Raw genomic sequence first — 21,573 nt, 5'->3', positions numbered from 1 at the left:
ACAAATATCAAGATGTTGTGCTGTACAACACCTGTAGCCAACAGTAATCTATAACTCAATTTATTGCCTGCCTGTTGGTAAGCTAACAATGACTCATGGCTTTACCCAGAGCCAGAGTAATAAGAAAAACGAAATAGGAGCAAGGGATGCACAATGTAACGAACCCCTTTCAAGCGTGTAACGATATTTTCTTCAAGCCTAATGGCGTATTTAAAGCAGTAGGTGAAAACAACAATTGGAGCTGGATGCCATTTATTTTGATCATGGCTATTTCGCTTGTTTCCCAGTACTTGTATGTAAACTTCGTTGACATTGAATGGTTCGCTCAGATGAATATTGCCGCGCAAGGGGATATGAGTCCGGCAGAAGAAGAGCAAATGAAGGCATTCTTCACCAGGGATGCTTTGCTTTGGTCATCGGTTATAGGTGCCTTTTTTATTCCTATTATCGTAAACGCCATTTACGCCGTGTACGTGAATTTAATGACCCGTTCTGACGACAGCCATGTGTATGGCTTTACCGACTGGTATGGTTTCGCTTGGTGGCTTTCAATGCCTTATGTGCTTACTGGTTTAGTGGGTGTTGCTTTACTGTTGTTCGCAGGCGACCATCAAGTAGCGCCATCAATTTTATCGCCAGCGTCCCTTGGGTATATTGCGAATATCCCGATGGACTCGCCTTGGTACGCTTTCGGCCAGGCGTTAAGGGTAGAGCTATTCTGGGGCATTTATTTAGCCACCGTAGGCATTACTCAATGGACCGCCTTTTCTCTTAAAAAAGCGGCATTAATTGCAAGTGCACCTTATATTGTTATCTACGGCATTTGGTTGATTGCCCTCGCCTTGTTCTAATTAACCTTGCGAATGTAACGCGCCCACTATACGAAAAATCCGCTGTGCTATTAATACAGTAGTTATGAATATAACGTTTGTGATTACAGTGTTTTAGTACAGCGTTTCTATAAACTGGCCGCGCAGCCTCACCTTAGCCTTACTTTAAAAAGACGCCCCCTTTCATCTCTTTCACTACCCATGAATAGCATCATTGCAGATTTTGTCGTCACACGAAGTATCTTTATACCAATCCGCATAGATCGTTACCCACTCAGCGAGAGTTAAAATGTTCGTAATTTCTGAGTGGGCAATGATCTATGCGGATTGGTATTACACCCACAGCGGCAGCTGTTTCGTTGGCTTAGACCCTTGTCGTAACGGCCTGAAATAATCTTTATTTTGATAAAACTTCGCATCCTGCGGTGAATGCCATAAAGGCACGCCTAACAAAGGAAGGGGCTTTAAGAGCGGTGTGATCTGAAAAGCATCGAGTGCTGAAATTCGGGCTGACATTGCATCGTCGAGTACGGCGCGTTGTTGCCATTTATCGAGCTCACTAAATCCTTGAGGCACTGAAACCGCGAGCCACTTTCCAGTAAGCCCAATAAACGGGTTCAGCATCATTTCTAAATTCGCATGCCCAAATACATAGGGCGTTACTTCAGCATGCCAACGCCCTCGATTTGCTAGAAATACCTGTTCCCATTCATGGGTGGCCAGTTGCTGTAGGAAAACTTCTAGCGATTCAACGCCACTTGGTTTGGGCTCTTCTATCGCCAGCACCACGCCACACTCATCAAAGTGGGTAATCCGATTGCGACGTGCGGTGCGAGGGTTTACGCCGTACGCCTCGATATCGCTTATATGCAGTTCATTTAATAAGGATTTTGTTTTGGGAAATTGCAGCCAGATCAGTGCATTAAACAAATCGTGCCAGCTTTGCTCTCTGGTAGGGACAACCCCATCTTCACTAATAATCGTTTCATAGTAACGCTGTTCATCTTCTGAAAACTGACTCTGTCCTTGAAATACAGGCCCCGTCCATTGCTTGTGATATCTAGATGTAAGTTCATTTAGCACATCAGGAGATGGAAACTTACTATGACTCATTAAACCGAGTTCATCTAAAAGAATGGTTACAGGATAACTTGCGTGTTTTTTTAAGTAGTCTTTACAGAAAGGGATTGAGTCTGATTGCATATCAACTATTGGTTCGCTCTGGGGTTTTCTCTATACTGAGCAAGTATTGTAGAGCAAACAGAGACTAACAATGAAAAAAATGTTTTTGCCATTGCTTGTACCTACCCTTCTGGGCGTAAGTGCTTGCACACCTAACAACGACAGCGCGTCACAAGATCAGTCTGCGAAAAAAGAGATGCCTGTGGCGTCTAACTTTGACAGTGTTTACAACAATATTACAGACGCCGATATTCGTGAGCCATTAAAGGTACTGTCTTCAGATGAGTTTGAGGGCCGTTTACCGACGACTGAAGGTGAAAAGAAAACCATTGAATACTTGGTTAGTGAATTTACCAAAGCGGGGCTTAAACCGGGTAACGGGGATAGCTTTTTACAAAAAGTAGCCCTTATGGAAATTACTGCTGACCCAGATATGACCATGACTATTGGCGACAATAACTTCGCGTATAAAGAGCAAATGGTTGCCTCTTCTAAGCGAGAACAGAGCTCAGTGTCGCTCGAAGATTCAGAATTAGTCTTCGTTGGCTATGGTGTGAATGCACCAGAGTACGACTGGAACGACTACGAAGGGTTAGATGTTGAAGGCAAAACCGTGGTCATGCTAATTAATGACCCGGGATTTGAAAATCCAGAAAGTGGTAAGTTTCAAGGCACAACGATGACCTACTACGGTCGTTGGAGCTACAAATATGAAGAAGCGAGCCGTCAGGGCGCTGCTGGCGCCATTATTGTTCACGAAACAGCCCCTGCCTCTTACGGCTGGTCAGTTGTTGCTAACAGCTGGAGCGGTCCGCAGTACGGCCTAGTAAGTGCCGACAAAGGAGCAAGTCGTGTGGCTGTTGAAGGTTGGTTAACGTTAGATGCGGCGAAAAAAGTGTTTGCTGATGCAGGGCTGGACTTTGACCAAGAGAAAGCAAACGCCATGCAAGGTCCTTACAACAAAGCAATGGGTATCAAAGCATCGGTTACGGTTAACAACACCTTCAAAAAGTCAGAGAGCAACAACGTTATCGCGACTCTGCCGGGCGCAGAGTTTCCTGATGAGCATATTATCTACACGGCACATTGGGATCATTTGGGTAAAGATGAGAGCAAAGAAGGCGACCAAATCTATAATGGCGCTCATGATAATGCCACGGGCACTGCGGCTATTCTAGCCATGGCCAAAGCATACTCAGAGTTGACGCCTGCACCAAAACGCTCGGTATCATTTTTAGTAGTAACTGCTGAAGAGCAAGGGCTGTTAGGCAGTAAATATTATGCAAGCAATCCTGTTATTCCGATTGAAAATACGGTTGCTAATATCAACATGGACGCAATGAACGTATTAGGTAAAACCAAAAACGTTGCCGTTGTAGGCATGGGTAAGTCAGAAATGGAAGACTATCTTGAAGCCGCTGCGGCTAAGCAAGGTCGTACACTGACTCAGGAAGACAGACCAGAAGCTGGGTACTACTACCGCTCAGATCACTTCAGCTTTGCCAAGCAAGGTGTTCCAGCACTGTACGCTGAAGGCGGAAATGAACCAGCAGATGAAGAGACAGCCAAATACAGAAAACGTATGAATGTTATTGTTACTGGCTGCTATCACCAAGTGTGCGATCAGTATCGTGACGATTGGGATTTAAGCGGTATCGTACAAGACACGCAAATGCTGTTTGATGTGGGTGTAGGTGTTGCAAATGCAGAGGCTTGGCCGAAGTGGAATGAAGCAAGCGAGTTCCAGCGCCAAAACTAAATCACCTTGACGTAAAAACGCAAAGAAGGCCGCGTCTTCTTTATCGTTAATAAAGGGTTTCTTCGTGAAACCCTTTTTTATTGACCCGCATTAATTTACTACCCTCTACATTTGAACTCACTTCCCTCTATTTTAAGCACTGCTTACCGCATTCATAATGCTTACCTTTGCATGGAATTAGGATAAAAATGTTAATAAACGGCTATTTTGGGATAAATGGAATAAGAATTTCCATTTTCTCATCATAATGTACTTGCAATTTCCTGTCAGACTGGCACATTCAGGGGCACGCGAATAAGAATAACAACAAACCATCGCCCACTCGTACGCGAGTACCGACAGAAAAAACTTCTATTATTTTTTTCAACAAGTGAACAGAGAGAATCCGTTATATGTGTGGTATTTTCGGTATCCTTGATATCAAAACCGATGTGTCTGAACTCAGAACCCAAGCCCTCGATTTATCAAAACTTTTGCGCCACCGTGGCCCTGACTGGTCGGGTATCTGGAATAATGACAATACCATTCTTTGTCACGAAAGATTGGCGATTGTCGACGTTGATACAGGGGCGCAGCCTCTTATCAGCCAAAACGATAAACAGATTCTTGCCGTTAACGGCGAGATTTACAACCACAAGCAACTTGCTGCTAATCTAGATGAGCCGTACCCATTTAAAACCCGTTCTGATTGCGAAGTTATTCTTCCGCTTTTTCAGCAAAAAGGCATCGACTTTATCGATGAACTAGAGGGTATGTTTGCGTTCATTCTATACGATGAAGAACAAGACGCTTACCTTATTGCCCGCGACCATATTGGTATTATTCCGCTTTATACCGGTTACGATGAACACGGTAACTTCTATGTTTCATCTGAAATGAAAGCGTTAGCAGGCGTATGTAAGACAATCAGTGAGTTCCCTCCTGGCCACTACCTGTGGAGCAAAGAAGGTAAAATTACCAAGTACTACAAACGCGACTGGATGGAATACGACAACGTAAAAGACAACACCAGCAACCTAGAAGAGCTACGTGTAGCATTCGAGAAAGCTGTGAAGTCACACATGATGTCTGACGTTCCATACGCTGTACTTCTATCGGGCGGTTTGGACTCTTCACTGGTTTCAGCTGTCGCTGCGCAGTACGTTGCAAAGCGCGTTGAAGACGAAGACAAGACAGATGCATGGTGGCCTCGCCTGCACAGTTTTGCTGTAGGTCTTGAAGGAGCACCTGACCTTAAGGCAGCGAAGAAAGTGGCCGACATGATTGGCACCGTACACCATGAAATTCACTTTACCATTCAAGAAGGTTTAGATGCCATCCGTGATGTTATCTATCACTTGGAAACCTACGATACAACAACGATCCGCGCCGCTACTCCAATGTACTTAATGACACGCAAGATTAAAGCGATGGGCATTAAAATGGTGCTATCGGGTGAAGGTTCTGATGAAATTTTTGGTGGTTACCTGTATTTCCATAAAGCGCCAAACGCCAAAGAATTCCACGAAGAAACGGTACGTAAACTTGATCGTCTACATATGTTTGACTGTGCGCGTGCTAACAAAGCCACATCGGCATGGGGTGTAGAAGCTCGTGTACCATTCTTAGATAAGAACTTCATTGACGTAGCTATGCGTTTAAACCCACAAGACAAAATGTGTCTAGATGGAAAAATGGAGAAGTGGATCCTTCGTAAAGCGTTTGATAACGGCGAAACCCTTCCAGCAGAAGTACTGTGGCGTCAAAAAGAGCAGTTTGGTGATGGTGTAGGTTATTCGTGGATTGATTCAATTCGCGATTTCGTTGAAAACGAAGTGACTGATCAGCAACTTGCAACAGCGGAATTCCGCTTCCCAGTTAACACACCAGACACCAAAGAAGGCTACTACTACCGCACTATTTTCGAGAGCTACTTTCCTCAAGAAAGTGCAGCGCGCTGTGTGCCAGGCGGTAAATCTATTGCGTGTAGTACAGCAGAAGCACTTGAGTGGGATGAGAGCTTTAAAAACAACGCAGATCCTTCTGGCCGTTCGATGAAAGGCGTCCACGCTGGCGAGTCTTAATAGACAATCGTACAAGCAGAGCTAACATTAAAAAAAAACGCGGCCTAAGCCGCGTTTTTTATTGTCTATTTATTCTTTTGAATCTTCTGTTTTTGGTTTATACCATAAAGCAGAATTAGTAAGAGGGGTCTCAATGGGTAATAACGGGTTTTCGAGAGTGAAAATTTTACGCTCATTAACCCCTAAAGACGCTAAGATTGGGGCGTACGTAGATTCAAATAACGCATCAAAAGAGCCATCTTCAATGGCTCTGTTAAGGCCTGTTTCAATGAGATTCGCTAACGTCTTGTTACTTGAACTTACAAAGTAATACATAGCGGTGGGGTAATACAGCGCCATTGAAGGCTCAAGGTAAAGGTTGTTACGACGACCTTCCACCTCCAACTCTGCGTCCACTTCCATAACAGAACGAGGAAAGAAGTCTCCTTTACCTTGTTTAATCATGTCATACGCTTCGCGAAACTCAGGCACAGTAAACACGTTAAACCCGTTGGCTTGAAGAATTTTGGTGTCCGGCCATTCTTCACCCTGAATGGGTATAAGTTTACGCATGTCGGTCAGCGATAATACATCGTCGAACTTCGTCTTTTTATTTTCGTTAATAACGAAAACACGAAGACCTATAAGCCCTTTTGCGATTGGAATACGAATCGGGGTCAGTTCCTTCTCGCGCTGGCTGTCCGTCATACTCCATACTACGTTAACTTCTCTGTTTTCACGCAGCTGACGCATCGCTTTGCCCGTCAGCAATATACGATCAGAAGGGCGTAGCTCATAATTTACGCCGGTTTTATCGAGCGCAAGTTTAAGCAGTGCTATCGGATATTGAGCACGGGCATCTGAGTCGTCAATCGGACGCGGATAAGTGATTGTCCAAGTAGCGGCCTCAACCATTGATGCAGCAGTAAAAGAACATAAAGCGACGGCCGCTATCACGGCTTTTTTTAGCAGATTAAAGCTATGCATCTTCTTTATGTCCTTTGTTAATTTGAATACTTAAGCGCAAGACGTGTTTGCCACAAAGGCGGCGCATTTCAAACACTTATTCAATACCAATGTATTTATGTGTTTGTAAAGATAGCCGCCAGTTACGTTCAATACAAGTACGCACTGCAAGTTCTGTGGCTCTCTTTTGCTGGCTAATTGGTTGTAAACAAACCTGTTTTCCGTCTAATGACGATACATTAGCAAGCAGCGCATCAAGCTCGTCAATATGCTTTTGCATTGCGATGGGGTGCTTGATTTCATTCGCTCTTTCAAGCGCACTTACTAAGACGTCATATCCGCCTTTCATGTTTATTTTAGGAGAAACCGTCACATACGTACGCGTGTCACAAAGTACCTCAAAAGTACCGCTGGTCTCTATTTGTGTTGTGTATCCGTTGTCGTGAAGTAGGCTCGTCAGAGGACGTAGGTCGTACATACATGGCTCACCGCCGGTAATAACCACATGCTTTGCCACATAGCCTTGTTTCCCAAACTCAGCCAGCAAAGCCTCCTCACTGGAGATGAAATAGGTTTCAGACTCTTCGCCTTTTGTGATCACAGCTTGTGGCGACACACTCAAGTCAGGCTTAATTTCCCACGTATGTTTTGTATCACACCATGGACAGCCCACAGGACAGCCTTGTAAACGAACAAAGATAGAGGGAATACCAGTGTGAGCACCTTCACCCTGGATAGTTTCAAACATCTCATTGATGTTTAATGTGGACATTACAGACAATTTGACACCCTTTAACGATTGTATGTTGGGATTTTACCAAGGATCACATAAAATTCGGGCATAATTTCTTAAATCTTCGAAAAACTATGTCAGAAAACGTTGTTGTTATCTATTCAGGAGGCATGGACTCCTTCACAGTGCTGCATAAGGCGCTAAAAGCAGGCAAAAAAGTTCATGCACTGAGCTTTAACTACGGACAACGCCACAAGAAAGAACTCGATTATGCTGCCAACGTGTGTAATTCGCTTAACGTTCCCCACAAAATTGTAGATATTAGCGCCATAAATACGCTCATAGGAGGTTCAGCGTTAACCTCAGATATCGAAGTTCCAGAAGGCCACTATGAAGAGCCAAGCATGAAACAAACCGTGGTGCCCAATCGCAACATGATTTTGTTATCGCTGGCCGTTGGCTACGCGGTCAGTTTAGACGCTAACGAAGTATACTATGGCGCTCACTCTGGCGATCATGCCATTTACCCAGACTGCCGCCCTGAGTTTGTTCATAAAATGAATGATGTGTGCGGCATTGCGAATTATACACCGGTTACGATTATGACGCCTTATATCGACGACAGCAAAACCGCTATCTTGACCGATGGTCTGTCAATGGGACTGGATTACGGCCAAACGTGGACCTGTTACAACGGCAGAGAAAAAGCATGCGGAAAATGCGGTGCGTGCGAAGAGCGCTTAGAGGCGTTCAAGGAAAATAGCGCCGTCGATCCTCTAGAATACGAATAGCGTAATCTGAAATAAAAACACCTCTTATTGTTTATAAGCGCTTTATTCCAAGCGTTTATAAACAATAAGAGGTGTGATCACAGGTGCTTGTTGCTACTACTTTTGACTCTCTGAAATGAAGTAGCTCAATTCTTTAATACAGTGGCGTAATACAGGGTTTAATCGCGTATTTTTTCCATTCATCACAAACAGTTCGTGACTAAATTTAAATAAGCTCCCTTTTGCAATAGGTACAAGCCCAAGTGCGGCGCCCTGCTCTTTCGCCATATAGTCTGGCAGCAAACCAACATACTCGCCGGTCATAATCGCAGACATCGCTGCATCAAATGAATCTGAGAAAGTTTGAATCGATAATCTGGTTTCATCTTCAATGTAGTTTGCCGACGACAATCCAGAAATACCAATGGCAGGATAATCACCAATTTTCACGCCTTCTGGTAAATCAGTATCGCGATATTTTGCCAGAGGGTGTGTAGGCGCACAGTACAATCGCCCTTCGGTTTTGATGCCGACAGGATGAAAAGTTACTGATTCCGGTTTGACCATGTCATAGGTTGAAACAACGAGGTGGCACTCACCAGATAAAGCGACATGCTCAACTTCATTGTATAAACGAGTTTGGATATTAACGTGAATATCGTCAAACTTCTTCATAGTACTTTTAACCGCTTTACTTACGGCCAAGTGCATAGAAAGTGGAAGGCCAGCCATTAAGACCAAAGTGATATGGCCTGAGTAGTCATCATGAAGCGATTTCAGATTGAAGACAAAATTGTCGAAGGCATTAAAGATGCGTTTGGTTTCTTGGAAAACCACCTCACCCTCTTTTGTCATTTGAAAGCCACCACGACCGCGATGACATAACACCAAATCTAAACGTTCTTCCAGTTTTTTGATGGCTGCACTGATGTTGGGTCGTTGCATACGCAACACGGGTTCTGCCGCAGTAAATCCGTTGCAGCTCGCTACAGCGTAAAACACACGCAGTAGCTTTATATCTGACTCCTGAAGACGATTAAGCATATTAGCACCTGTTTATAGGTATAGTTATCGATACTCAACTTAGAACTATATTCAACTAATTGTGCTATTACAACGACATTTTGCGGCTTTTCATCTCATTTTTTATTAAAAATTTGAGTTTTGTGCTACCCAAAAACTGACGTCAAGTCGTATTGTCCACAGGAAAAAAGGGGGATTTTCTTACATCAAAAGGAAAGGTGCTGTAGTGAGTTATCCGGTTTTATACGGAAAGACCCCACATACAGCCTCTGCTAGCGGGGCACATAGCCATTTTTAAGAGAGTGTAACAACTTGCTTTCGAAGTGCTTCAATATCGTCACGCAATGATGCTGCTTTTTCAAACTCAAGCTCGCGCGCATATTCAAACATCTGCTTTTCAAGCTCCGTGATTTGGTCCATCAATTCAGTAGCACTTGCTGTTTTCTGTTGCTTCTTCTTCTCTTCAACTTTGCGCAGTCTGACTTTTCCAGACGCAGGGTGCGCGCTGTCGCCTAAGTCCATAATATCGGTAATAGGCTTGTTAAGTCGCATCGGCGTTATACCATTTGCCTCATTATGCGCCATTTGCTTCTCACGACGGCGTTCAGTCTCGTCCATCGCTTTTTTCATCGACTTGGTAATACTGTCAGCGTACAAAATAGCTTTACCATTCACGTGACGCGCGGCTCTACCAATAGTCTGAATTAATGAACGCTCGGCTCGCAAAAAGCCTTCTTTATCGGCATCTAAAATCGCCACCAGCGACACTTCCGGCATATCTAGACCTTCACGTAAAAGGTTAATACCTACCAACACGTCGAATTTACCCAGTCGCAAGTCTCGGATTATTTCAATTCGCTCTACGGTATCGATATCCGAATGCAGATAACGAACTTTAACGCCGTGCTCATTTAAATACTCGCTTAAATCTTCTGCCATACGCTTGGTTAGGGTAGTAATAAGCACACGTTCGTCAAGCTCTACCCGCTTTTGAATTTCAGACAGGACATCATCAACCTGAGTGGCTACAGGACGTACTTCAATAACAGGGTCTAGCAGACCCGTTGGACGCACAACCTGCTCTACTATCTCACCGTCAGTTTTCTTTAATTCATAATCGCCTGGCGTCGCAGAAACATAGATGGTTTGGGGGCAAATCTGTTCAAACTCTTCAAACTTAAGCGGACGATTGTCCAACGCCGACGGCAGCCTGAAACCAAACTCCACCAAGGTCTCTTTTCTAGAGCGATCCCCGCGATACATTGCCCCTACTTGAGAGACAGTTACGTGAGACTCATCGATAAACATTAGGCCATCTGCTGGAAAATAGTCCAATAAGGTTGGAGGTGGTTCGCCCGGTGCTCTTCCTGAAAGATAGCGAGAGTAATTCTCGATCCCAGAACAATAGCCAAGCTCCATCATCATTTCGATATCGAACTGGGTGCGCTGTGAAATACGCTGCTCTTCAATCAGCTTATTCGCCTCTTGAAGTTGCTTTTTGCGATCGCCAAGTTCTTCCTTGATATGCTCAATAGCATTGAGGATTTTCTCTCGAGGGGTTACATAGTGCGTTTTAGGAAAAACCGTTGCTCGAATAACTGACTTATCGACAGCCCCGGTTAGCGGGTCGAACAGACTAATTTTATCTATCTCATCGTCAAAAAGCTCGACCCTTACGGCTTGCTTTTCAGAGTCCGCAGGGAAAATATCTATAACATCGCCACGCACACGAAACGTACCCCTTTCAAACGCTAAATCGTTACGCTTGTACTGCAGTTCTGCAAGGCGACGTAAAATGTCACGTTGGTCCATGGTGTCGCCCTGGCGAAGGTGCAATAGCATCTTCATGTAGGATTCAGGGTCCCCCAAACCATAAATAGCCGACACACTCGCTACAATGACCACGTCTCTGCGCTCCATCAACGCTTTAGTGGCTGACAGTCGCATTTGTTCAATATGATCATTAATTGACGCGTCTTTCTCAATAAAGGTATCTGTACTTGGAACGTAGGCTTCTGGCTGATAATAATCATAATATGAAACGAAGTACTCTACGGCGTTATTGGGGAAGAATTCTTTCATCTCACCGTAAAGCTGAGCCGCTAATGTTTTGTTGTGTGCAAGAATAAGCGTTGGTCTCTGCACTTCTTTGATGACATTAGCCATGGTAAAGGTTTTACCCGACCCCGTAACACCAAGCAGTGTTTGGCCGGCCAAGCCACTTTCTAGGCCATCCACCAAAGCTTCTATTGCTTTTGGCTGGTCGCCTGCTGGCTTGTATTTAGAATGAAGCTCAAACCCTCTACTCATTTACTTAACCTTTTCTTTAGCTTACTGCTTAACATCTTGCCTGCGGTCAAACTACTCAACATTAAAAACGCACAGCCTTAAATAGCCGCTCTGGTATTAGCTGTGCTCAGACGTTTCTTTATCTAATTCAAACTGAGTAATCGCACGTTTGAAAACAACAAATGAAACACACGCCATTGCAATATTGGCAATGACCGTTCCTGCAAATAACCCTTTCAGTTCAAATAGAAAACTACCCGCAACGCTGATAGGTACGAAGAAAACAAATAAGCGGATGACACTTAACGTTAATGCCGTCATTGGACGATGCATGGCATTCAACGATGAGTTAGTCAGAATGATAATGCCTTGCATGCCATAACCCAGCGGTACAATCATAAGAAACAGCTGTATTAGTACGCTTACCTCTGCTTCATTAGCAAAGGCGACGGCTACCCAGCTAGATAGTCCCCACATGACAAGAAAAATGGCGAACTGCCAAACCAGAACAAATTTCAATGTAAGCGAATATGCCGTTTTTACCCGTTCTACTTGGCCTGCTCCAACGTTTTGACTGATAAATGGAGGCAGTGTCATGGAAAGTGCTAGCACAACAATACTTGCAATAGACTCCATTCTATTTCCCACTCCCCACGCTGCAACCGCTTCAGCACCGTAACCAGCAACTACAGCTGTCATCACGCCACCGGCAACAGGGGTAAGCATATTTGCACCCGCCGCAGGTAGTCCTATTTTGAGAATTTCACGGCTGCTATCACGCAGCTCGGCAAGTGTCAGCAGTCGAGGCAACATCAACTTTCGACGAACGGCTAAAATATAAAGAATCCATAATGCACCAACTATCCACGCTATAAAGGTAGCGAGTGCCGCACCTTTTATTCCCATTGCCGGAATGGGCCCAAGGCCGAAAATGAAAATAGGATCAAGCAACGCGTTTAATCCGCCGCCTGCTGCCATAACAATACTGGGTGTGCGGGTATCGCCACACGCTCGCAGCACACTATTGCCAACCATCGGCATGGCAAGAAAGATGCTCGACAAGTACCATAGCCCCATATAGTCAGATATGTACGGCATTAGATTGTCTGTTGCATTAAGCAACTTAAACACAGGCTCTATGGTGAAAAAGCCAATTGCAGCTAGTGCACCCACAAGCAAAACGGACAGCATTAATGAACCCGTCGCATAATGTTGAGACTTGGTTATTTCTTTACTGCCCTGTAACTTGCCTATAATTGCAGAGGTACCAATACCTAAACCTATGTTTAGGCTTATTACGGTAAAAGTAACGGGAAAGGTAAAACTAATAGCGGCTAAAGGGTCGGTGCCCAACAAGCTCACAAAAAAGGTATCGATAAGTCCAAAGCTCATCATCATTACCATTCCCAGTATCATGGGAATAGTCATACGCTTTAACGTAGTACCTATATCTCCTTCCAATAAGTCGGAAGTACGTTGTTTAGCGTTACTTTTTATCACTTGAGCTCCGGCAAACTAAAATCCCCTCATCAATTGCGCGTTAGTGTAAAAGAGTGAACACTATTTAGCTATGCGTATTCGACAAACAAAACAAAGCATAAGAGGGTTGTATGAAAAGCGATGTTTTTGACAAAAGTACGTGCGATGACCCATTTCGCTGGCTACGCCACAAAACTACGAGTTTTTTGTAAAAATAAATCAAAACACGTGCGTATGTGTTCATTACAGTTTAATTTCTATCCTGTTTCACTTTTAATATGCAGGCAAAACGTCTCGGGCGCATCTAGCTATCCAAATAGAGCGTTTAAAAGACACACAAAAATGTTAACAAAATGTAAGGCATTGAGAATTAAGATGGATTTCATTGAATAGCATTTAGGCATTCGTTGAATTAACACACAAGCTACTTTTTGTTCAACCGATCTATTCCGATCGAGAAACAAGATCAAAAAAAACACCCTAAACCCCTGTATTAAAAAGATTATCCACTCAATAACGCCATAACCTCATTAGATCAATACGTACGCGATCTCGTAAATAACTACAGCGATTCTAAGCTATCAACATAGTTATCCACAGATTTAGTGGATAACTAACGCCAGACCATATTCGGCGGGATTTCGTGCTCGATTAATTTCTCAGCACGTAAGTGGTGACTAACCTTTTAATCCTCAGGTACAGGTTACAGATTTATTAAAGCCTGTACATAATACCAGTATGGAAGCGCTTTTTTATTCTATTTAGTTATACCCTTTAACTTTAGTGAGATATATAAGAAAACGAGATGGGTAAAACTATCAATTACTAAAACAACCTCTTGTTCATAAGCAATGAGGGAATAATGTGCAGTTATTAACCATCATTTTCTCAGCATTGACGACAAAATGAACATAAAAGCCGTAAAAAGCTATTTTTTGCGCAGTCAGCACAAATATTTCATTTATGTTGTTGACAGTTCCTAAGTACGTCTTTAATATTCGCCTCCGTTGAAGCACAGGTCCCCCTTAGCTCAGTTGGTTAGAGCGACGGACTGTTAATCCGCAGGTCCCCCGTTCGAGTCGGGGAGGGGGGGGTCTAGACATTCTTACTCACCTTATTGGGCCGAAGGCCATTGTAGTTGCGGTTGAAGACAACAAGCCAGAGACTTTCGAAGCACTTAATATTGCCTGTCAGGATAAGAAAGACTATCGCGTTGTTAGCGTTGAGACTAAATACCCTGCCGGCGGCGAAAAACAGCTGATTCAGGTACTGACTGGCCGAGAAGTTCCAAGAAATGGATTGCCTGCCGACGTAGGCGTGATGATGTTCAACGTTGGTACCTGCTATGCCATTGCAGATGCTATTTTACACGGCAAGCCACTGATTGAACGGGTTGTTACCGTAACTGGTGAAGCCGTTGAATCACCAAGCAATTTTAGAGCGTTGTTGGGTACGCCCGTCTCTCATCTATTGGATGAAGCAAACTACAACCCGAAAAAACAGAAAGTACCTAAAGTGATTATGGGCGGGCCTATGATGGGCTTTACCTTATCAGACGCTACGATCCCCGTGGTTAAAACCACAAACTGTTTGCTGGTTCCTGCAAAAAAAGAGCTGGTAGACGACAATGCAGAGCGCCCCTGTATTCGCTGTAGCGCATGCGCCGACGCATGCCCTGCGTCGTTGCTCCCCCAACAAATGTTTTGGCACGCCAAAGCAAAAGAATACGATAAAGCCGAAGAATACGACCTTTTCGACTGTATAGAGTGCGGCGCATGTGCTTACGTTTGCCCCAGTGAAATCCCACTGGTGCATTACTACCGCCAGGCTAAATCCGAAATACGCATTCAGCGTGATGAAAAGAACAAGGCCGAAAAAGCTAAACAGCGTTTTGAAGCACGTAAAGAACGTTTAGAGCGCGAAAAACTTGAGCGCGAAGAAAAACATAGAAAAGCAAAAGAAGCACGATTAGCCGCCAACAAAGCCAAAGAAGAAAATGCAGTAGCCGATAATGCGAATAGCGCTGTTGATGCTGGCGCAACTGAGGCCAAGGACAAAGTAGCGGCGGCGCTTGCGCGTGCGAAAGCAAAGAAAGCGGCTATGCAGGCCAACGCAAAGGATGAAAGTTATACAACAAATACCAACGAACCAAGCACTGCGGCAGACGATAAAAAAGCACAGGTAGCAGCAGCTATTGCCAGAGCTAAGGCGAAAAAAGCCGCACAAGCCCAGAATGAAGCTCAACTTGAAAGCGCGGATAAGCAAGGTGAACAGGCGTCATCGCCAGAAGATGACAAAAAGGCAAAAGTTGCTGCAGCAATCGCCAGAGCAAAAGCGAAAAAGGCCGCACAAGCTCAAAACGAAACGCAAGAAGAAAGCGCTGTCGAACCATCAACCACAGAACAGCCAAGTAACCAGTCATCATCACCAGAAGATGAGAAAAAAGCTAAAGTTGCTGCCGCTATCGCTAGAGCAAAAGCAAAAAAGGCCGCGCAAGCCAGCCAGTCTGAAGCATCTTCAGCAGAAAAAACTGCGGGCTCTCAAGGCGAAAAGCATACCGAACTTTCCGATACTGAAGCTAATTCAGAGCTAAACGCTGAAGCGCAGAAAAGAGCGCGTATTGCCGCGGCAATCGCTAAAGCTAAAGCGCAAAAAGCTGCTAAAAATAGCGAAGACGGGCAGCCTGATAAGTCAGTTTCAGAGCAAGGTGCGCCAACTCAATTAGATGAGCAACCAGACAGTCACTCCAAAGAACAGCTAGATGAAAAGCAGGCTAGGATCGCAGCGGCAGTAGCGAAAGCGAAAGCTAAAAAGGCCGCTTCGCAAAAAGCGCAAGCATCTGGCCCTGATGGCGAGGCTGGTATTGAGAATCAAGACGGTAACTCGCCAGAAGAAGCCAGTTTTCAAAGCGTCAGCGATCAAAACAGTAGTGCTCAGAGTGATAGCGCATCAGATCCTGCTAACAACTTGAGCGAAGCGGATGAAAAAAAAGCGCGCATTGCTGCTGCGGTGGCGAAAGCGAAAGCCAAAAAAGCGGCTAAGCAGGAAGAACATGAAGGAAGCGAGCAAACTGATGCTAACGACGCTGCCTCGACAAATGAAGCTGACGAGAAAAAGGCGCGCATTGCTGCCGCAGTGGCAAAGGCTAAAGCAAAGAAACTTGCTCAAGACAGTAATGGCAATTTAGCGACCTCATCAATTACTGCTGAACAGGAAAGTAGTAAAGCACATGAGCAGAGCGAATCGTCTAGCCGTGTAGGTCAAGCAACAAGCACGCAAGCTCCTTCTCAACCGACGGCACAAGATGAAAAGAAAGCGCGCATTGCAGCTGCAGTAGCAAAGGCTAAAGCAAAAAAAGCAGCAGCTGAACAAGAGAAAGAATCATAATGAAGTTAAGTTTATCGAGTTCACCACACCAACGGGTTAAACGCGATACTGGCCAAGTCATGCGTATGGTTATTTATGCCATGCTCCCTGGCATGATTGCACAATCCTTCTTTTTTGGCTGGGGAATGCTCATTCAAGCCATCATTGCAGTAGTGAGTGCACTGGTCATTGAAGGCGTGATTTTATTTTTAAGAAATCGCCCCATCGAGCGCACATTAACGGATTACAGCGCAGTATTAACCGGCTTACTCATCGCAATTAGTATTCCTCCTACCCTACCTTGGTGGATGACGGTAACGGGTGTTTTCTTCGCTATTGCGGTGGCTAAACAGGTTTACGGCGGGCTTGGCTTTAATATTTTCAACCCTGCCATGATAGCGTATGTGGTGCTGCTTATTTCATTCCCTGCGGCTATGAGCCTATGGCTGCCTCCTGCGACTCACGCTGGCATTACGCCAAGTTTCTTTGATTCGGTATCACTCATATTTACTGGTTTTACTACTAGCGGATACGATGTCACTCAACTCAAAACCATTGCCGATGGTGTAACCATGGCTACACCGTTAGACACATTGAAAACCGACCTAACGCAAGGAGTAACATACTCAGAATCATTAGCGAAGCCAATCTTCGATGGCGGCATATTCGAAGCTGCTGGTGCTGGATGGGGAATGGTGAGTCTTGCATACCTACTTGGTGGCCTCTACCTTTGGAAGACCCGCGTTATCAGCTGGCATATCCCGGGAGGTATGCTGCTAAGCGTGTTTGTTTGTGCATCACTGCTTCATTTAGCAAACGCCGATTACTACGCTTCACCGCTATTTCACCTGTTTAACGGTGCAGTAATGGTAGGCGCCTTCTTTATCGCCACCGACCCGGTTTCAGCGTCAACAACACCAAGAGGCCGCATTATATTTGGTGCAGCGATTGGCTTTTGGGTGGTAATAATCCGTACCTTTGGTGGTTACCCTGATGCTGTAGCGTTTGCGGTTATTATTATGAATATGGCGGTGCCTTTGATTGATTACTATACCCGTCCTCGCGTGTACGGCAAAAACGTAAAAGGTCGAGGTAAACACTAATGATGAAAGAAAGCCTGGCCAAAAACGGCCTTATGTTAGGTGCGTTTGCCGTTGTTACCACAGCATTAATAGCACTCACATTTTTTGGCACCCAAGATAAAATTGAGCAACAAAAGCAGCAAAAACTGCTAAGCGTACTTAATGAAGTCGTGCCTAGCGAATTCCACGACAATGCCCTTTACGCCAACTGCACAGAGGTCAATGCACCTGAACTTGGCAACAAAAAAGCACACAAAATATATCGTGCGACGTTAAATGGCCAACCTAGCGCATTAGTATTAGAAGCCACTGCTCCAGACGGATACAGTGGAGATATCGATATCGTTGTTGGTGTAAAAGTGGATGCACACGTTGGTGGAAACACACAAGGCGGCTCGAGTACTGACTCGCTCGACGGTGAGAGCGAAAATCTCAATATCACCGCGTTAGCGCTCTCGGAGTTGGCCGAGCTTGACTCAACACCTCAGAGCCCATCGGAGCAAGACGAGAATGCGTCCGATATTTCTGTGCCCAACACTAATAGAATCAGTATGAGGGTGCTTGGCGTACGCGTTATCGAACACAAAGAAACCCCTGGCCTTGGCGATAAAATAGAGCTTGCAGTTAGCAACTGGATAACGACGTTCAGTGACAAGCCTTTTTCACCCGACAATTTGGCGCCTTGGCAGGTCAAAAAGGACGGTGGTGAGTTCGATCAGTTCACTGGCGCTACCATCACGCCGAGAGCAGTAGTAAGAGCAGTACGCGAAGCCTTGCTTTATGCACAGGCCAACCAATCTGCACTTTTCAACGCTCCTAACACCTGCGCAATTACAGATTCCGTTGAAACAATTGATGCGATTAACGTGAATGAGGCTCAACCTCATAGTGTAGAGGAGCTATAACGTGACTGATTTTCGCGACCTGTCTTTACAAGGGCTTTGGAAGAACAATCCTGCGCTGGTACAACTGTTAGGTTTGTGCCCGCTATTGGCCGTTACCGCGACGTTTACCAATGGTCTCGGGTTAGGCCTTGCTACCATGTTGGTACTCATTGGCAGTAACGTTACCGTTTCACTCGTTCGTAATGTAGTAAGAAACGAAATCCGCATTCCCGTTTTTGTTATGATCATTGCTGCGTTCGTTACCATTGTTCAGCTATTAATGAATGCATACACCTATGACCTTTACTTAGCGCTAGGTATTTTCATTCCGCTGATTGTAACTAACTGCGCCATCATAGGCCGCGCAGAAGCCTTTGCGTCGAAAAACGGGCCGCTCGCCTCTGCCTACGACGGACTCATGATGGGACTGGGTTTTACCGCAGTGCTGGTCATTTTAGGTGGTATGCGTGAGATATTGGGTGCAGGTACATTGCTAGCAGGGGCAGACAGACTGTTTGGCTCAATTGCTGAGAACTGGACCATAACGCTTTTCAACACTGAAAATCCGTTTTTGCTTGCGATACTGCCGCCTGGTGCCTTTTTAGGTATGGGTCTTCTCATTGCTATCAAAAACAGTATTGATGCAAAGTTAGCCGCTAAGCAAACATCGCCTGCAGTGAAGGCTGAACGGGTACGCGTTACCTCTGAAAGCTAAACGCTAAAAATCAAAAACAAAAAAGTATTTAGAAATGAATGATGTAGTTAAGCCGGCCAAGCCGCTTTCTAAGCAGGAAAAAGTAAAAGAAATCATGCGAATACTGGATGACCTTTATCCGGAAATTCCTATCTTTTTAGATCATAAAGACCCATATACGTTACTCATTGCGGTTCTGCTATCGGCGCAATGTACAGACGAGCGCGTTAACCAAATTACGCCGAAGCTCTTTGCTCGGGCAGATAATCCGTACGACATGGTATTGATGAGTATTGAAGAAATTCAAGACATTATCCGTCCTTGTGGTTTATCTCCCATGAAGTCCAAAGGCATTTGGCATTTGTCTGACATGATCATCAAGCAGCACAACGGTGAAGTGCCTGCAAACTTTGAAGCGCTGGAAGCCATGCCCGCAGTGGGTCACAAGACTGCCGCTGTGGTTATGTCTCAAGGCTTTGGCATTCCTGCTTTTCCCGTAGATACTCATATCCACCGATTAATGTATCGCTGGGGTTTGTCGAACGGAAAGAGTGTTGAGCAGACAGAGCGTGACGCAAAACGCTTGTTCCCAAAAGAAAGGTGGAACGATTTGCATCTGCAAATCATCCTATATGGCAGAGAATACTGCCCTGCCCGCGGTTTCGACTTAAACAAGTGTGTTATCACACGCGAGTTCGGCAGAAAGAGTTTTATTAACGAAGTGCTGAAAGAACAAGAGAAAAAGCAAAAATTGGCGCTTAAGAAGAAGCGTAGATAGAAACTTTCAGAAAGGAGCCTTAGGCTCCTTTTTTATTCTCCATTTATTTTCTCTCAAGAGGAATTTTGCGACTAACACACGACTTACGCTTGTGGTTTGCCTCGAAAGGGACAACCAAATTGGCTATGATGGATGGGTTAGAGTTTTGCTCGCGCAAATAAAAAAGAAATATAAAAATAAATCCATGGAGAACACATGTCTCGATTGAATACTATCGCTAGAAGGCTGGCGTTTGGTGCATTAGTAAGTGCATGCAGTTTTGGTGTTTTTGCAGAAACTTCCCCCATTACTGACGAGCAAAAGAAAAATGCGGAAGCATTAATTCAAAAAGCCCTGAAAAGTGATTTAGGCTATAGCATTGTTGAATCCCTAACCACTGAGATTGGCCCTCGCCTGGGCGGCTCTGAAGCAGAAAAGCGAGCTAGAGATTGGGGCGTGGTGGTAGGAGAGCGTCTAGGTTTTGATAAAGTCAGCATAGAAGAATTCACTATGCCATTTTGGGATAGAGGCCACCTACACATTTCACTCACGGCGCCTTATGCCCAGCCGCTTTACGGCACAGCCCTTGGCGGCGCAGCGCCTTCTGAAAGCGAGATCAATGCAGACATCGTTTATTTCAGAGATATTCACGCGCTAACCGCAGTTAAAGATGGTGCCCTTAAAGGCAAAATTGCATTTGTAGACGGCGACGCCATGGTTAAAAGCCAAACAGGTGCAGGCTATGGTCAAGCGAACCAACGTCGCCGTATTGGTTGGCAACATGCTCAACGCGGCGGCGCTGAAGCGCTGGTCGTGCGCTCAGTAGGTTCAGACTCTCATCGTTTCCCTCACTCAGGCATGATGAGCTCAGACGGCGATAATTGGGCAGATATCCCCGTAGTCGCTATCTCAAACCCAGACGCAGACCATTTACGACGTTTACATAACTTAGGTAAACCGCTGTCATTGTCGCTTCACTCTGAATCGAAATGGAAAGGCGAAGTAAACAGCGGCAACGTAATACTGGATTTAGTGGGCAGCGAGAAGCCCGAAGAAATTATCCTTATTGGCGGCCACCTAGACAGCTGGGATTTAGGAACAGGTGCAGTTGATGACGGCGCGGGCGTTGCCATTACCACGGCAGCGGCTGCGTTAATTGCTTCTTTACCAGAGCGCCCAAAACGCACCATTCGTGTGGTCATGTTTGGCGCTGAGGAAGTGGGCTTATTAGGTGCCTTTGCTTACGCTAAACAACACGAAAAGAACCTTGAAAATCACGTTCTGGCCACAGAGTCTGACTTTGGTGCGCAAACTATCTGGCAAGTAGTGTCAAATGTGAATCCCGAAGCGACTGTGCTAGTCGATGAAATCGCGAAGATTTTATCACCGCTAGGTATAGTGCGTGGCGGTTCAGACATTGCTGGCGGCGGCCCTGACATTATTCCGCTAGCAGCGAAAGGCGTACCAACGATTAGGTTAAATCAAAACGGTAGAGATTACTTTGATCTTCACCATACGCCAGATGATACCTTAGATAAAATTGACCCCGATGAGCTTGCGCAAAACATTGCAGCCTACGCAGCAAGTATATACTTGTTAGCCGATTCGGACGTTGACTTAAAAGCTAAACAGTAGTTACACGTTAGTAATCATCAAACATTGGTCAGTGCATCTCGTGCTGGCCATTGCTTACCAGTACTCTGCTTACCCTCGCCTC

15 protein-coding genes, 1 tRNA gene and 1 pseudogene are annotated in these 21,573 nt (G+C 45.1%); 11 read left to right on the top strand and 6 right to left on the bottom strand.

Going from position 1 to position 21,573, the window contains the following annotated elements; genetic code table 11:
• Positions 1–146: 146 nt before the first annotated feature.
• Positions 147–851 (top strand): YIP1 family protein, encoded by a 705-nt coding sequence (locus MASE_RS05680; protein ID WP_014948793.1) that lies wholly within the window; start codon positions 147–149, stop codon positions 849–851.
• A gap of 312 nt (positions 852–1,163) precedes the next feature.
• On the opposite strand, the gene MASE_RS05675 is transcribed toward MASE_RS05680, so the two are convergent.
• Positions 1,164–2,033, bottom strand: coding sequence for a DUF3025 domain-containing protein (locus MASE_RS05675; RefSeq protein WP_014948792.1), 870 nt, complete (start codon positions 2,031–2,033; stop codon positions 1,164–1,166).
• Between the two features lie 70 nt (positions 2,034–2,103).
• On the opposite strand from MASE_RS05675, the gene MASE_RS05670 reads away from it, so the two are divergent.
• The gene (locus MASE_RS05670; protein WP_014948791.1) at positions 2,104–3,771 is read left to right on the top strand and encodes a M28 family metallopeptidase; all 1,668 of its coding nucleotides are present in this window, start codon (positions 2,104–2,106) and stop codon (positions 3,769–3,771) included.
• A gap of 392 nt (positions 3,772–4,163) precedes the next feature.
• Positions 4,164–5,834, top strand: a complete 1,671-nt coding sequence (asnB, locus tag MASE_RS05665; protein ID WP_014948790.1) for an asparagine synthase B — start codon at positions 4,164–4,166, stop codon at positions 5,832–5,834.
• A gap of 69 nt (positions 5,835–5,903) precedes the next feature.
• On the opposite strand, the gene MASE_RS05660 is transcribed toward asnB, so the two are convergent.
• Entirely contained in the window at positions 5,904–6,800 is an 897-nt protein-coding gene (locus MASE_RS05660; RefSeq protein ID WP_014948789.1) for a type 2 periplasmic-binding domain-containing protein, read from the bottom strand.
• Positions 6,801–6,876: 76 nt separating this feature from the next.
• Positions 6,877–7,551, bottom strand: coding sequence for a 7-carboxy-7-deazaguanine synthase QueE (gene queE, locus MASE_RS05655; protein WP_014948788.1), 675 nt, complete (start codon positions 7,549–7,551; stop codon positions 6,877–6,879).
• 95 nt (positions 7,552–7,646) lie between these two features.
• On the opposite strand from queE, the gene queC reads away from it, so the two are divergent.
• Positions 7,647–8,303 (top strand): 7-cyano-7-deazaguanine synthase QueC, encoded by a 657-nt coding sequence (gene queC, locus MASE_RS05650; protein WP_014948787.1) that lies wholly within the window; start codon positions 7,647–7,649, stop codon positions 8,301–8,303.
• Positions 8,304–8,399: 96 nt separating this feature from the next.
• On the opposite strand, the gene MASE_RS05645 is transcribed toward queC, so the two are convergent.
• The 3 genes from MASE_RS05645 to MASE_RS05635 form a co-directional block, all read right to left on the bottom strand.
• Positions 8,400–9,326, bottom strand: coding sequence for a LysR family transcriptional regulator (locus tag MASE_RS05645; protein WP_014948786.1), 927 nt, complete (start codon positions 9,324–9,326; stop codon positions 8,400–8,402).
• 273 nt (positions 9,327–9,599) lie between these two features.
• Entirely contained in the window at positions 9,600–11,615 is a 2,016-nt protein-coding gene (gene uvrB / locus MASE_RS05640) for an excinuclease ABC subunit UvrB (RefSeq protein ID WP_014948785.1), read from the bottom strand.
• Between the two features lie 96 nt (positions 11,616–11,711).
• Positions 11,712–13,094: an MATE family efflux transporter gene (locus MASE_RS05635; RefSeq protein ID WP_041693415.1), complete on the bottom strand. Its 1,383-nt coding sequence runs from the start codon at positions 13,092–13,094 to the stop codon at positions 11,712–11,714.
• A gap of 998 nt (positions 13,095–14,092) precedes the next feature.
• Here MASE_RS05635 and MASE_RS05630 point away from each other — a divergent pair.
• From MASE_RS05630 to MASE_RS05600, 7 genes and pseudogenes are all read left to right on the top strand, one after another.
• Positions 14,093–14,166: transfer RNA gene (locus tag MASE_RS05630), tRNA-Asn, on the top strand.
• Positions 14,166–16,460: pseudogene (rsxC, locus tag MASE_RS19885) on the top strand (electron transport complex subunit RsxC); the annotation flags it as partial. The gene MASE_RS05630 and the pseudogene rsxC, both read left to right, overlap by 1 nt.
• Complete coding sequence (rsxD, locus tag MASE_RS05620; RefSeq protein ID WP_014948782.1) at positions 16,460–17,542, top strand: electron transport complex subunit RsxD; 1,083 nt, start codon at positions 16,460–16,462, stop codon at positions 17,540–17,542. The pseudogene rsxC and the gene rsxD, both read left to right, overlap by 1 nt.
• Positions 17,542–18,426 (top strand): RnfABCDGE type electron transport complex subunit G, encoded by an 885-nt coding sequence (locus MASE_RS05615; RefSeq protein WP_014948781.1) that lies wholly within the window; start codon positions 17,542–17,544, stop codon positions 18,424–18,426. The genes rsxD and MASE_RS05615 overlap by 1 nt, the downstream gene beginning before the upstream one ends.
• Before the next feature lies 1 nt (position 18,427).
• Positions 18,428–19,120, top strand: coding sequence for an electron transport complex subunit E (locus MASE_RS05610; protein WP_014948780.1), 693 nt, complete (start codon positions 18,428–18,430; stop codon positions 19,118–19,120).
• Positions 19,121–19,154: 34 nt separating this feature from the next.
• Positions 19,155–19,877: an endonuclease III domain-containing protein gene (locus tag MASE_RS05605; protein ID WP_014948779.1), complete on the top strand. Its 723-nt coding sequence runs from the start codon at positions 19,155–19,157 to the stop codon at positions 19,875–19,877.
• A 195-nt stretch (positions 19,878–20,072) separates the two neighbouring features.
• On the top strand, positions 20,073–21,491 hold the full coding sequence (locus tag MASE_RS05600) for a M20/M25/M40 family metallo-hydrolase (protein WP_014948778.1): 1,419 nt from the start codon (positions 20,073–20,075) through the stop codon (positions 21,489–21,491).
• Positions 21,492–21,573 lie beyond the last annotated feature (82 nt).

It is taken from the genome of Alteromonas macleodii ATCC 27126 (assembly GCF_000172635.2).
GTDB lineage: Bacteria > Pseudomonadota > Gammaproteobacteria > Enterobacterales > Alteromonadaceae > Alteromonas > Alteromonas macleodii.
The sequence above is the reverse complement of the archived record's forward strand: the minus strand, read 5'-3'. Positions and strand labels throughout refer to the sequence as shown.